At 67.6% G+C, this 12,026-nt stretch carries 13 protein-coding genes; 4 read left to right on the top strand and 9 right to left on the bottom strand.

Translation table 11 applies throughout. The features are described 5' to 3' along the window. Positions 1-21: 21 nt before the first annotated feature. Entirely contained in the window at positions 22-708 is a 687-nt protein-coding gene (locus tag PIGHUM_RS02300; protein ID WP_124077619.1) for a phosphoribosyltransferase, read from the top strand. A 16-nt stretch (positions 709-724) separates the two neighbouring features. On the opposite strand, the gene PIGHUM_RS02295 is transcribed toward PIGHUM_RS02300, so the two are convergent. The 7 genes from PIGHUM_RS02295 to PIGHUM_RS02265 all read right to left on the bottom strand — a co-directional run bounded on the left by PIGHUM_RS02295 (position 725) and on the right by PIGHUM_RS02265 (position 7,598). Next, a complete protein-coding gene (locus tag PIGHUM_RS02295) occupies positions 725-1,657 on the bottom strand; it encodes a LysR family transcriptional regulator (protein WP_160142110.1) in 933 nt (310 codons plus the stop codon). A 34-nt stretch (positions 1,658-1,691) separates the two neighbouring features. Beyond that, on the bottom strand, positions 1,692-2,594 hold the full coding sequence (locus PIGHUM_RS02290) for a polysaccharide deacetylase family protein (protein ID WP_124077617.1): 903 nt from the start codon (positions 2,592-2,594) through the stop codon (positions 1,692-1,694). Beyond that, entirely contained in the window at positions 2,591-3,295 is a 705-nt protein-coding gene (locus PIGHUM_RS02285; protein WP_124077616.1) for an isochorismatase family protein, read from the bottom strand. The genes PIGHUM_RS02290 and PIGHUM_RS02285 overlap by 4 nt, the downstream gene beginning before the upstream one ends. A gap of 14 nt (positions 3,296-3,309) precedes the next feature. Next, positions 3,310-4,917, bottom strand: a complete 1,608-nt coding sequence (locus PIGHUM_RS02280) for an FAD-dependent oxidoreductase (protein ID WP_246012868.1) — start codon at positions 4,915-4,917, stop codon at positions 3,310-3,312. 29 nt (positions 4,918-4,946) lie between these two features. Then, positions 4,947-5,939, bottom strand: a complete 993-nt coding sequence (locus tag PIGHUM_RS02275) for a Bug family tripartite tricarboxylate transporter substrate binding protein (RefSeq protein WP_124077614.1) — start codon at positions 5,937-5,939, stop codon at positions 4,947-4,949. A gap of 67 nt (positions 5,940-6,006) precedes the next feature. Continuing rightward, positions 6,007-6,822, bottom strand: a complete 816-nt coding sequence (locus PIGHUM_RS02270) for a maleate cis-trans isomerase family protein (protein ID WP_124077613.1) — start codon at positions 6,820-6,822, stop codon at positions 6,007-6,009. A gap of 122 nt (positions 6,823-6,944) precedes the next feature. Beyond that, entirely contained in the window at positions 6,945-7,598 is a 654-nt protein-coding gene (locus PIGHUM_RS02265; RefSeq protein WP_124077612.1) for a GntR family transcriptional regulator, read from the bottom strand. Positions 7,599-7,943: 345 nt separating this feature from the next. Between PIGHUM_RS02265 and PIGHUM_RS02260 the strand changes: the two genes are divergently transcribed. The 3 genes from PIGHUM_RS02260 to PIGHUM_RS02250 all read left to right on the top strand — a co-directional run bounded on the left by PIGHUM_RS02260 (position 7,944) and on the right by PIGHUM_RS02250 (position 10,673). Further along, positions 7,944-8,873, top strand: a complete 930-nt coding sequence (locus PIGHUM_RS02260) for a fumarylacetoacetate hydrolase family protein (RefSeq protein WP_124077611.1) — start codon at positions 7,944-7,946, stop codon at positions 8,871-8,873. Between the two features lie 55 nt (positions 8,874-8,928). After that, positions 8,929-9,489 carry a VOC family protein gene (locus PIGHUM_RS02255; protein ID WP_124077610.1) on the top strand — a complete coding sequence of 187 codons (561 nt, stop codon included), beginning with the start codon at positions 8,929-8,931 and terminating at the stop codon, positions 9,487-9,489. A 194-nt stretch (positions 9,490-9,683) separates the two neighbouring features. Beyond that, on the top strand, positions 9,684-10,673 hold the full coding sequence (locus PIGHUM_RS02250; protein ID WP_124077609.1) for a Bug family tripartite tricarboxylate transporter substrate binding protein: 990 nt from the start codon (positions 9,684-9,686) through the stop codon (positions 10,671-10,673). A 19-nt stretch (positions 10,674-10,692) separates the two neighbouring features. Here the strand turns inward: PIGHUM_RS02250 and PIGHUM_RS02245 are convergent, their stop codons facing one another. Both PIGHUM_RS02245 and PIGHUM_RS02240 read right to left on the bottom strand, forming a co-directional pair. Continuing rightward, a complete protein-coding gene (locus PIGHUM_RS02245) occupies positions 10,693-11,340 on the bottom strand; it encodes a 4-carboxy-4-hydroxy-2-oxoadipate aldolase/oxaloacetate decarboxylase (protein WP_246012867.1) in 648 nt (215 codons plus the stop codon). Beyond that, positions 11,337-12,017: an RraA family protein gene (locus PIGHUM_RS02240; protein ID WP_124077608.1), complete on the bottom strand. Its 681-nt coding sequence runs from the start codon at positions 12,015-12,017 to the stop codon at positions 11,337-11,339. The genes PIGHUM_RS02245 and PIGHUM_RS02240 overlap by 4 nt, the downstream gene beginning before the upstream one ends. Between the last annotated feature and the right edge of the window lie 9 nt (positions 12,018-12,026).

Raw genomic sequence — 12,026 nt, 5'->3', positions numbered from 1 at the left:
GCGGACTTCCTGGATCGCGATATGCGCACACGTTCTTCTTCCGCACACGACACCCGCTTCGCCGACCGCAAGGACGCGGGCCGCCGGCTGGCGCAACTGGCGCAGCGCTACAGGAATGACGATCCTGTGGTGGTGGCGCTGCCCCGCGGCGGGGTTCCCGTCGGCTATGAAATCGCCGAGGCGCTGCAGGCGCCTCTGGACATTCTGCTGGTCCGCAAGCTCGGCGCTCCCGGGCAGCCCGAAGTCGGCCTGGGCGCCATCGTGGATGGGGCCCATCCGCAACGGGTGCTGAACCAGCACGTCATCGACGTCTTCCGTCCTCCGCCCGGCTACCTCGAAGAAGAGGAGCGCCGGCAATTGCAGCTCATCGAGGAACGCAGGCGCCTATTCCTGCGCGGACGCCCCAGCGTGCCGCTGGCGGGAAGGACCGTCATCGTGGTGGACGACGGCATCGCGACCGGAGGAACGGTGGAGGTTTCGCTCAACGCCCTTGCGCACGTCGACGCCCGCCAAGTGGTGCTGGCCGTGCCCGTCGCTGCGGCCGACGCGCTGGCACGGATGCCGTTGCCGCGCTCGAACGTCCTGTGCCTGCTCGAGCCGGAGCATTTCCGCGCGGTCAGTCTTTACTACGACGATTTTTCGCCGGTTACGGAGGCCGAGGTCGTGGACCTGCTCGACCGCGCGGCCGCGGCGCGCCGGGAAAAATGAGCCGGCGGATGCGCCGCTACGCGTCGCCGCTTCCCGGAGCCGGATCCTGGATCTCCACACCCGGTATGTCGGCCAATATGCCGGACAGGATATCGATGAATTTGTGCACCGGCGCCGGAAGCGACTTGTGCCGGGGCCATGCCACGACCACCTTGCGCCGGATGGCCGGCTCCAGAAGCGCCACGCTCTGCAATGCGCCGCCGAAGAGTTCCGACGACAGGGCCATGGGTGGAATGATGGACAGCCAGCCCGGCCTGAGCGTGATGTGCAGCAGGCTTTGCAGGGAATCGACTTCGAGCTGGGGCCGCAGCGTGAGGCCTTGCAGCCCGAACTGGGCATCGATGAGATTGCGCATGGATTTGTAGCGCGACGGCAGCACCAATTGGAATCCGGCGAGCTCGCGGCCGCTTATGGCCTGCCGTCCGGCCAGCGTGTCGCGGTGCCCGACCACCACCAGCGTTTCGTTCGAGATGTCCCGGGTCTGCATGTTGAGCAGGTCCTGGGTGGTGCTCAACAGCGCGCATTCCAGTTCGCCCGCGATCAGCCAGCTGATCAGGTCGCTGCGATAGCCGTCGCGGGACAGCACTTCGACTTCGGGATACTGCTCGCCGAAGGCTTCCAGCGTCCGCGCCATCACGAACTGATGGAAAGAAGCCTGCGCCCCCACGACGATCTTGCCGCCGAGCCGGTCCGCGCCGCGCGCCAGCACGGCGTCGGCGCGTTCGAGCTCGGTCAGCACGCGGATGCAATGCCGGTAGAACTCATGGGCCAGCGCGTTCGGCGTCACCCCATGCGTGTCCCGCAGGAACAGCTGGACGTCGTGATGCGCCTCCAGCCGCTTGATCTGCTGGCTGATCGCGGGCTGCACGACGTGCAGGCGGCGCGCGGCGCGCGTGATGCTGCCTTCTTCATAAAGCGCGACGAAGCAGCGTATCTGGCGTATGTCCATGCTGGTGGGAAGGCGCTTCTGGTGCCCCATGCGCTCAAGGCATGGGGACGGTCCCCGGGGGCAGGCTCTCCACATGCTCGGCGATCGCTCCCGGCGTGGTCAGCCAGATCTGGTCCCGATGCGCGGCGATGTGATCCAGGATCTGCCGGAGCTGCTTGATGCGATGCGGCTGTCCGGTCATGAACGTGTGCAGGGAAAGGCAATATACCATCGGGTATTCCTTCGACTCCTGAAGCTGCTCATCGAACGCATCGATCGCCATCCGCGTGAACTCCTCGTCGCTCGCCCCGCGATTGATGTAGGCGGGCAAGTCGTTGAGTTCCATCGAGGGATAGGGCACGGCCAGGATCGGACCGTTCGCGGTGCGGAACCACATGGGCTGATCGTCGAACCACCAGTCCAGCATGTACTTCCAGCCCAATTCCTTGAGCAGCTCCGGCGTGTTGGCGCTTTGCGAGATGAAGGGCCCCAGCCACCCGCCGGGCGGCTTGCCCTCGTGCTGCTCGAACAGGGCCTTGACGTCGCTCAGCATGGTCCGTTCGGTTTCCGGATCCATGTCCGCCTGCCGCTCCGAATTGGTCCGGCCGTGCCCGACCATTTCGTCGCCGCGGCGGCGGCATGCGTCCAGGACTTCCGGGCAGACGTCGTAGACCGAGCCGTTGGCCAGCACGGCCAGCGGGAACCCGGCTTTGTCGAATTCCCGGAGGATGCGCCAGACGCCGACGCGGTTGCCGTAGTCGCGGTAGGCATAGCCGCGGTGATAGGGCGCCGACGGCATGGACGTGAAGTCGTTGCCGGGATTGCGCCCGAACTCGAATCCTTCCACGTTCAACGCGAAATAGACGGCCAGGCGCTTGCCTTCGGGCCAGTCGTAGACGGGGCGCGAGACGATGGCGCTGTAATCGTAGCGGTCGTTGCCATGCGAGAACTTCTTCACTTTGCTTCCTCCCTGGTTGCGGGTTCGAGGGCCGACAGCGCGGCCAGCAATGACTGGGTGTCCATGACGTCGGCGTACTTCTCGGCCATGTCGTAGAGGTTGACCGCATGCGAGGTCTGGTTGCGGTCGTAGACGGCGTCTTCCGGCACCGCGACCCGGTAGTTGTACGAGAAGGCATCGACCACGCTGCTGCGCACGCATCCGGAGGTCGAGCATCCGGTCACCACCAGCGTGTCGGCGCCGGTATTGACCAGGTAGCTGGCCAGCGGCGTGCCGAAGAATGCGCTGGGGTGCTTCTTGGGCAGCAGCACGTCGCCTTCGCGCGGCGCGATGGCCTCGACGAATTCGTACCCCTTGGGCGGGATCTGCATCATGGTCGGGACCTTCTCGGTCAGCCGGCCTTGATCGAAGCCGAACTTGGGCGCGACGTGCGGGTACAGCACGGGCCAGTTCCGCTCGCGGAACAGCGCCAGCAGGGCGGCGATGTGGGGGATCGCGTCCCAGGCGGTCTGGCCGCACGAGGTGGCGAACTCCTGCACGGCCTCTTCGAACGGCATCGGCCGCGTTCCGACCGTGCGGTATTGCACGTCGATGATCAGCAGCGCGGGGCGCCGGCCCAGCCCGGACGGACGGCCGAAGCCGGCCAGCCGCGATGCGGCGCGGTCGCGCTCAGGAATGATGGTTTCCCATATGGCGGACATGGTGTCAGGTCTCCTCAGAATGCACCGCGTACGGTGTCGATGATGGCGGCGGCATCGTCCGCCCGCGAGCCGCGCCAGGCGACGTGGCCGTCCGGCCGCACCAGCACCAGCGGCGCGGCGTACAGTTCGGCGGCCTGCGCGGCATCGATGCGCTGTACGTCCAGCGGCACGCCGCGGCTCGCCGCTGCGCGCGCGAATGCGTCGGCCGCGCCCATGGCCGCCGCGTCGAACGCCAGCAAGGTAAAGCCCTTGCCGAACAGATCGATGATGGAGCGTCCCGGCGCGATCCAGGCGTGCGGGGCGCGCGAGCCGGGCCGGGCGGTCTGCACGTAGCGCGAGTACTCGTCGGGCGTGGCCGGCGTGCCGTCCGCGACGCACAGGGGAGAATCCTCGTAGCGATAGCCCATCTGCAGCCCCCAGGACTGCCACTCGTACTCCGTGGCGCGTTTCATCTGCTCGCCGATCTCGCGCCGCGCCGTCTCGGCGCGCCCGGAATCTTCCAGCAGATATTCGCAGCGGGGCGGCGATACCCAGGTCTTGTAATTATGCGTCGAATACGCGGCGTTGCGCACGGCGATCGGCTTGCGTTCCTGCGTATAGGCCGGCAGCAGGGCGGAGCCGCCCCAGCCTTCCAGCATGGCCTGGAGCTTCCAGCCCAGATCGAACACGTCGCCCAGGCCGGTATTCATGCCCATGCCGCCCGTCGGCGACATGGTGTGCACCGAATCGCCCGCGAGCAGCACGCGGCCTCGTCCATACGACTCGGCCACCAGTTCGGCGCGCTTCCACGGCAGGATGGAGACCACTTCGAAAGCGATGCGGTCCGTGCCCAGCGCGCGCAGCACCCATGCCCGCGCGTCGAAGGCGTCCATGTCGAACTTGGACGCCGTGCCATAGACGGTCAGCCGCCAGACTTCGCGGCCGTCGATCACCGTCACGTTGCCCCAGGTTCCTTCCGGCCCGATCAGCAGGAATCGCTCGGCCGGCTTCTTGCCGCACAGCTCGAGCAAACCGGGGCAGGAGAACAGCACGCTCATGGAATAGTTCAGATGGCCCTGCCCTTCCATCTCTATGCCCAGGCCGGACCGGATCGTGCTGGTGCCGCCGTCGCATCCCACCAGGTAGCTGGCGTGGATGGTCAAGGCTTCGCCGCTGCGCGTGTTGGTGGCGCGCACGCGCACCTGTTCGCCGTCCTGCTCGAAGCCTTCGACCCGCGTGTCGACCAGCAGCCTGCTGCGGGGATAATCCCGCAGCGCGGTCTTCAGTACCGGATCGAGCCAGTGCTGCGGGCAGCGCTGCTTCTTCTCGGGCGACCAGTCCGCCAGCGGCGTGGCGCCCAGCGCGGGATACTCGTCCCGCGCCAGGGTATGGCCCGAGAGGCTGGTGCAGAACTCGATGGACAACGCGAAATCGTCGGGGAAACCGCTCTCCCGAACGGCCTGCGCGATGCCCCAGCGCCGGAAGAACTCCATGCTGCGCACGGAGACGAAGCCCGCGCGCGGGTGGGTCACCTGCCCGTCTTCTTTTTCCAGCACCACGCTGTCGATGCCCCGCTGCGCGAGATCGAGCGCGAGGGACAAGCCCACCGGACCGGCGCCGACGATGGCAACCGGGGCAGTCAATACTTTTTCCGTCAAACCGACCATCTCCTTCACTCCACCGTGACCTGGGCGTCCGTCACGACCTGCTTCCATTTCTTGCCTTCCGCGACCATTGCCGCGGTGAACTGGGCGGGCGTTTCATCCACGGGCATGTAGCCCAGCTTGGCGATCTCCGCCTGGACCGCGGGCTGCCGGCTCGCGTGGCGGAAAGCCGTGTTGAGCTTGGCCAGCACATCCTCGGGTATGCCCTTGGGCGCCACCAGCCCGAACCACTCCAGCGACTCGAAGCCGGGATAGCCGCTCTCGGCCAGGGTGGGAAGATCCGGGGCCAATGCGTTGCGTTCCGAGCTGGTGATGGCGATCGGCCGCAGGCCGCCATCCTTCATGTGCGGCAGGATGTGGCCCAGCGCGATGAATGCCATGTCCAGGTGATCGCCTTCGAGGTCGGTCAGGACCTGGGCGTTGCCCTTGTAGGGAACGTGGACCATGTCGATGCCGGCGCGCGCCTTCAGCAGCTCGCCGGTCAGGTGGATGATCGAGCCCACGCCGGCCGAGCCGAAGCTCAGGCGGCCGGGCTTGGACTTGGCCAGCGCTACCAGTTCGCCCAGCGTGCGCACGGGCAGCTTGCTGCTCACCGTAAGAACCAGCGGCCCCCTGACGGCGCGGCTCACCGGCTGGAAAGACGCCTGCGGGTCATAGGGCAGCTTCGCATACAGCGCCGGCGCCACCGCCAGCGTGCTGGTGCCCCCCCACAGCAGGGTATAGCCGTCCGCGGCCGCCCGCGCGGCCAAGCCGCCGCCGAGCGTACCGCCCGCGCCCGGCCGGTTGTCGACGACGACGGTCTGCCCCAGCTCGGGCGTGATGGCCCGGGCGAAGATGCGGGCCGTGACGTCCGTCGGCCCGCCCGCTGCGAACGGCACGATCAGGGTCACCGGCCGATTGGGATAGTCGGTCGCCCAGGCCGCCGGTACGGCAGCCGCCGCCAGGGTGCAGGCCAGCAATGCGCGGACGTGGCAGCGCCACGCCGATTGGAAAGCGTTCATGCAGTTCTCCGGAAAAGGCACGGCGCACCGCCGTGCCGGGTGGAAGGTGGAACAGGGCCTGGCGGCCCTAGACGGGAATGCGGTTGGCCCAACCGCCGTACAGCGTTTCGCCTGGCCCCGGCGGGGCGAGGTACTCCTGGCCGCCCGCGGCGCGCACCAGCGCCCATGCCAGGCAGAGATTGGAAGACAAGGCGGGCTTGCCGGTCAGCTTCGAGACTTCGACCAGCGCCCTGAGCGTGGGCATGCCGGTTCCGGTGAACATGATGGCGTCGGCGTCCTGCCAGCGCAGCGCCGAGAACGAGGACATGGCCATCGGCGTGGTAATGCTGTAGATATCGCGCGTATCGCTGGTGTCGAGCGCGACCGAGGCGCAATCGACCACGTCCAGCCCGCAGGCTTTCCAGTAGTGCTTGCTGGCCTCGACCAGGAAGGGCGGATAGGGCGCGAATACCGCGATGCGCCGGGCGCCGAGGTGCGCCAGCGCCATGCGCAGCGCCTGCGCCGACGAAATGATCGGATAGCCGAAGCGCTCCGCTGCCGCATCCAGCGCCCGCTGCTCCGCCTCGGCCCCGACCAGGTACGAACTTCCGGTGCAGGCGTAGCCCAGCACGTCCAGCTTGGCCGTGTCATAGGCTTCCAGGCTGGCAGGAAGATTCGCCAGGTAATCGACCAGGCGCTGGCCGGAATCGCTGCGGCTGCCCTGCAGGCGCGTCACCAGCATGGAGAAGCCGGGCGGCAGCAATGCGGACATTTCCGGTTCGACCACGGGATTGGCCTGCGGAACCGCCACGCCCAGCACGGCGCCGTTGCCGTACTCGCGCACAGCCGCCGTGCGGGCGGCCGGTTCGTTGTTTCGGGACACTGCGGATACCACGTCGCTCATGACATTCCTTCGCTCGAGAGTCGAAGAAATTATCGGTACGCGGGCTCGGCGCAACAATTAACTTCGATTGATGGGGGGTATCACGGCAAGCATCGTCCGCCGGCCGGCATCGCGGCCGCGTGCTACGCGCTCGCCGCGCGCTGCGCCTCGATCAGTTCCATCACGTGCAGGGTCAGCCGCGTCGTATGGCTGCGCATGGCCAGGTAGGCCTGCTCGGGCTGGCCGGCCAGCACGGCTTCGACGATCTTCTGGTGCTCGCGATGCGACACCTCGAAGCGCCGCTCCACGCCGCCTTGCGCGGCGCGCACCGGCGAGAGCCGCTCCCGCAGGTTCTCGACGGTGGCGACCAGCGTCTGGTTCTGCGCGCCTTCGCACAGCAGTTGGTGGAAACGCGCGTTGAGCGCCAGGTAGGCCTCGGTGTCGCCGCGCGCGGCGACTTCCTCGGCTTCTTCGTGCAGCAGTTCCAACTGCCGCCGCTGCATCGCGCTCATGCGCTGGGTGGCGATGCGGCAGCACAGCGACTCCAGTTCGCACATGGCCTCCAGCATGTCGGCCAGCTGTTCGGCGCTGACGCTGGCCACCACTCCGCCGCGGCGCGGCACCAGCTCGATCAGGCCACGCGCGTTGAGCAGCCGCAAGGCTTCCCGTATGGGGGTGCGCGAAACCTGGAAGCGCTCGGCCAGGGTGGGTTCCTCCAGACGCGCGCCCGGCGCGAGCAGGCCCGACATGATTTCGTCGGCGAGCGATTGGCTGATGCGGGCGGCAATGGTGGTCACGGAATCGTCCTGTCTGGTGAACCGAGCAAGAGCCCGAAATTATACGGGTTCACCCATGGATCAAAGACATTTCCCCATGAAATATATCCATTAATTCATTTATGGATACACCATAAGAAATGTGAGTACATGACCGGCTAATGGCCGGAGCTCTGTTTTGACGTCTCCCGTGCTGCGTCGACATCCCCATTCAAGCGCTGCCACAAGCATTTTCATTCGCTCTCGCGGCCCATCAAATAATTTTCCCTTACCCGTTGACGTGTATACACACAACGCTTAAAGTATTCAAAACAACGAAATAAAAAAACAACCTATTTCCCAAGAACTACCCGAAGGAGTCCTCCCGTGATCTGGCACAGCCTGGCAACCTATCGCGCCGACGGCATCGAACGCACCGGCCTGGTCGTCGATAACGCCTTGTACGACCTGGCCGGCCTGGCCCAGCTGGCCGACGTCGACCCGGTGCGCGTCGCATCCGGCATCGGCGCCATGCTGGCCGACTGGGACGCCACGGCGCCCACGGTCGCCGGCCTGGCCGAATGCGTCCCCGGCCTGGTCTCGCGCGGCATGCTGCGGGCCCAGCCGGCCGGCGCCCGATACGCCATTCCCTACCAGCCGCGCCGCATCTTCGCGACGGCCTCGAACTTCTACGAGCATGCCGACGAAATGGGCACCAAGCTCGCCGCGCGCAGCGAAAGCCAGCCCTACATCTTCATGAAGGCCGAGACCAGCGTCGTGCCCACCGGCGCGGCCGTCGTGATGCCGCCCGAAACCAGCCGCCTGGACTGGGAAGTCGAACTGGCCGTGGTGATCGGCAAGACCTGCCGGCACGTTCCGGTCGAGCAGGCACTGTCGGTCATCGCCGGCTACACCGTGTTCAACGACATCAGCGCGCGCGAACTGAACCGCCGCACCGACTATCCGTTCTCGCACGACTGGTTCCGCGGCAAGAGCTTCGACACCTTCGGGCCGATGGGGCCGTGGCTGGTGCCGGCGGCGTGCGTGCCCGATCCGCAGAACCTGCGCATGAAACTCGCCGTCAACGGCGAAACCATGCAGGACGGCAGCTCGGCCGAGATGATCTTCTCGATCGCGGAGCAGATCGCCTACCTGTCCCGCATCCTGACGCTGCATCCGGGCGACCTGATCGCCACCGGCACGCCCGACGGCACCGGCATGGGGCGCGGCATCTACCTGAAGCCCGGCGATACGATGGTGGCTTCGATCGAAGGCATAGGCAGCATCGAGAACCCCGTCGTGGCGGAGCAGCGCTGAACGCGCCCGCCATGACGGCATCCCCGCCAACCGGACACCGCCCAGCGAGACGACCGTGACATCCACCGCCCCCACCCCCATCCGCACGCGCAAGCTCGGACACCTGGTCCTGCTGGTGCGCGACCTGGAGGCCTCCATCCGCTTCTATACCGAAGTGATGGGCCTGCGCGTCTCCGACCGCATCGCCGACCAGATGGCCTTCCTGCGCGCCGGCGAAGACCACCACGACCTGGCGCTGGCGCGGCTGCCCGACGACGCCCCCGACCGCGACGACCTGCCGCGCTATACGCGCCCCGGCCTGGAGCATTTCTCGTACTACGTCGATTCGGTCGAGGAAATGCGCCGCGCCGTTGACGTCGCCCGCAGCCTGGGCGTCACCATCGAACGCGGCATCGGCCAGCACGGGCCGGGCGGCAACTGGTTCCTGGTCTTCAAGGATCCGGACGGCAACAACGTCGAGATCTACACCGACATGGACCAGATTCCCCAGGATGCGGACCACCGGCCGCAGACCTGGGATCGCAACCTCGAATCGTTCGACCGGCACAGGCTGGCGCACTTCGTGGTCAAGCCGCCCGCCGCGGTGCTTGCCTCCAAAGAAAGCAAGAAAGACTGAGCCAGGGCCGCCGTCCGGCAGGGCGGCGGCATTCCACCCCGTTTTTCCGCCATCCGCGCGCCTCCCCGCGCGCGGACGGACCCGCTCATGCCTGCGCCAGGCAGTCCCCGGCGCAGGAGCGCGCAGAGCTGCCGCCCGCGGCAGCGCAACGATTTGATCCACCACAATGGCAACACGATGAAGGAGTCCATGGAATGAAACCCACCCTGCAGTGGCTGCACCGTTTCTCCTGCGGCATCGCGCTGGCCGCGTGCAGCGCCGCCCCCTTGTCCGCGCACGCCAACGAGGCCTGGCCCGCCAAGCCGGTCACCATCGTCGTGCCGTTCGCGCCCGGCGGCAACACCGACATGATCGCGCGCATGATGGCCGAGCGCCTGGGCAAGGTCTTCGGCAAGCCGTTCGTCGTCGACAACCGCGGCGGCGCAGCCGGCCTGATCGCCACCGAATACGTGGCGCGCGCCCCGGCCGACGGCCATACCATCCTGATGGCGACGATGACGCAGATCGTCACGGCGCCCATGACCAACAAGATCCGCTACGACCCGATCAAGGACTTCGCGCCCATTCTCAACGTAGGCGGCAACCCCTTCGTGCTGGCGCTCAATCCCCGGCACGGTTTCCGCACCGTGACCGATCTGGTCGACTATGCCAAGAAGAACCCGGGCAAGCTCAACGTCGGCCATGCCGGCACCGGCACCCTGACGCAGCTGTCGGCGCTGCTGTTCCTGCAGCGCACCGGCGTGCAGGCCACGCTGGTCCCGTACCGCGGCGGCGCGCCCGCGCTCGCCGACGTGCTGGCCGGACAGATCGACATGTACAGCGCCAGCGTCTCCGAAGTGCTGCCCTATGCCGCCACGCCGGAGAAGCTCACGCTGCTGGGGGTGTCGAGCGACAAGCGCCTGCCGCAGCTGCCCGCGCTGCCGACCATCGCCGAGACCTACCCTGGCCACGACGTCGTGACCTGGAACGGACTGGTCAGCCCCGCGGGCATGCCCAAGGACGTGATCGCCAGGCTGGCCGAGGAAAGCCGCAAGATCGTGGAAGAAGCTGGCTTCCGGACGCAGCTCGAGAAAGCCGGCATCACGCCGCTGGGCGAAATGCCGGACGTGTTCGCCGCGCGCATCCAGGCCGAAACGGCGAAGTGGAAGCCCGTGATCGAAGCGGCGGGAATCCAGCCGGAGTAAAGCGGCGCGGGACGGCGCGCTAGCGCGCGTCGCGCCATTGGGTCAGCCCCATCAGCTCCAGCGTGGAACGCCCTTCCTGCAGGGCCTGCATCATGGCGGCCTCCTTGTCGGCGCGGCGCTGGCCCTGGGCCAGCGTATCGGCCACCCGCGCGGCCGGCAGCACCAGCACCCCGTCGTCGTCGGCCAGCACCAGATCTCCCGGCGCGACCGGCGTGCCGGCAAAACCGATGGGCTTGCCCACGGAAGGCGCGCTCGCCTTGATGGTTCCCCGCATCGAAATCCCGCGCGAGAAAACCGGGAAGCGGCGGGCGGCGAGCGCCGCGATATCGCGCACGCCGCCGTCGATGACCAGGCCGGCGACGCCCGCGGCCTCGGCCGCCACCGTCAGCACCTCGCCCCAGTAGCCGGCAACGAAGCCGCCGGTCGACACCACCAGCACGCTGCCGCGCGGCGCGCGCTCCATCGCGATGTGGATGGCCAGGTTGTCGCCCGGCGAACACTCGAGCGGATAGGCCGGGCCGGCAACGGCCGCGCCCGGCCAGACCGGACGGATGGCCGGATCGACCGAACTGCCGGCCAGGCCCGAGGCCTCGTGCAAGGTGGACGTTCCCAGCTGCCGCGCCTGCTGCAGCAGCGCCGCGTCGTACGAAGAGGGATGGGTCATCATGATTTCCTTTGAAGGGTGTGGTAGCCCAGCGCGGCGCGCGCCTCGCCCAGGGTCGCGCCCTGCGCGATGCGTTCGCGGATGCCCGCCTCGGCGGCCTCGATCCGGCGCGCGGTCTCGGCCACTTCGCGGGCGCGGCCGCGCGGCACGATCACCACGCCGTTGGCGTCGGCCACGACGATGTCGCGCGCGGCCACGCGCACCGTTCCCACGGTTACCGTGGCGTTGACCGACTCCACCTGCACGCGGTCCTTGCCCGTGCGCATGAAGCGGCCCGCCGTGAAAAGCGGGTAATTGTCGCCCAGCGCCCGGCCCACATCGCGGCACACGCCGTCGATCACCGTCGCCGCGATGCCGCGCAGGCCGGCGTACTGGGTCAGGATGTCTCCCCACACCGTGCAATCGGCGCGGCCGTCGTTGTCGAGCACGATGACGTCGCCCTCGGCCACGTCGTCGATGAAATCGCCCACGCTGCCCGCCGGCACCGTGGCCGGCACGTACTGCACGGTATAGGCCGGACCCACCACCGTCTGCGGATAATCGGCCAGCGGCATGATGCCCAGGGCCTGGCCGTGCAGGCCGAGCTTATCCATGGCATCGGAAACGGCGGGGGTGTCCAGCCCGGCGAAGAGTTCGACCAGTTCGCGGTCGCCGGCGCTGGCCTTGCGGGGATTCGTCATATCGGTTCG

The sequence above is a fragment of the Pigmentiphaga humi genome, assembly GCF_900606115.1.
In the GTDB taxonomy this organism is placed as follows: domain Bacteria; phylum Pseudomonadota; class Gammaproteobacteria; order Burkholderiales; family Burkholderiaceae_B; genus Pigmentiphaga; species Pigmentiphaga humi.
Note: the sequence above shows the minus strand (reverse complement) of the source record. Positions and strands in the feature narration are given on the sequence as shown.

Bases quoted from the DNA above. Each gene is read 5' to 3' on its own strand.
- PIGHUM_RS02300 (WP_124077619.1), top strand. From the start codon at position 22: ATGCGCACACGTTCTTCTTCCGCACACGACACCCGCTTCGCCGACCGC.
- PIGHUM_RS02295 (WP_160142110.1), bottom strand. From the start codon at position 1,657: ATGGACATACGCCAGATACGCTGCTTCGTCGCGCTTTATGAAGAAGGC.
- PIGHUM_RS02285 (WP_124077616.1), bottom strand. From the start codon at position 3,295: ATGTCCGCCATATGGGAAACCATCATTCCTGAGCGCGACCGCGCCGCA.
- PIGHUM_RS02275 (WP_124077614.1), bottom strand. From the start codon at position 5,939: ATGAACGCTTTCCAATCGGCGTGGCGCTGCCACGTCCGCGCATTGCTG.
- PIGHUM_RS02270 (WP_124077613.1), bottom strand. From the start codon at position 6,822: ATGAGCGACGTGGTATCCGCAGTGTCCCGAAACAACGAACCGGCCGCC.
- PIGHUM_RS02250 (WP_124077609.1), top strand. From the start codon at position 9,684: ATGAAACCCACCCTGCAGTGGCTGCACCGTTTCTCCTGCGGCATCGCG.
- PIGHUM_RS02245 (WP_246012867.1), bottom strand. From the start codon at position 11,340: ATGATGACCCATCCCTCTTCGTACGACGCGGCGCTGCTGCAGCAGGCG.
- PIGHUM_RS02240 (WP_124077608.1), bottom strand. From the start codon at position 12,017: ATGACGAATCCCCGCAAGGCCAGCGCCGGCGACCGCGAACTGGTCGAA.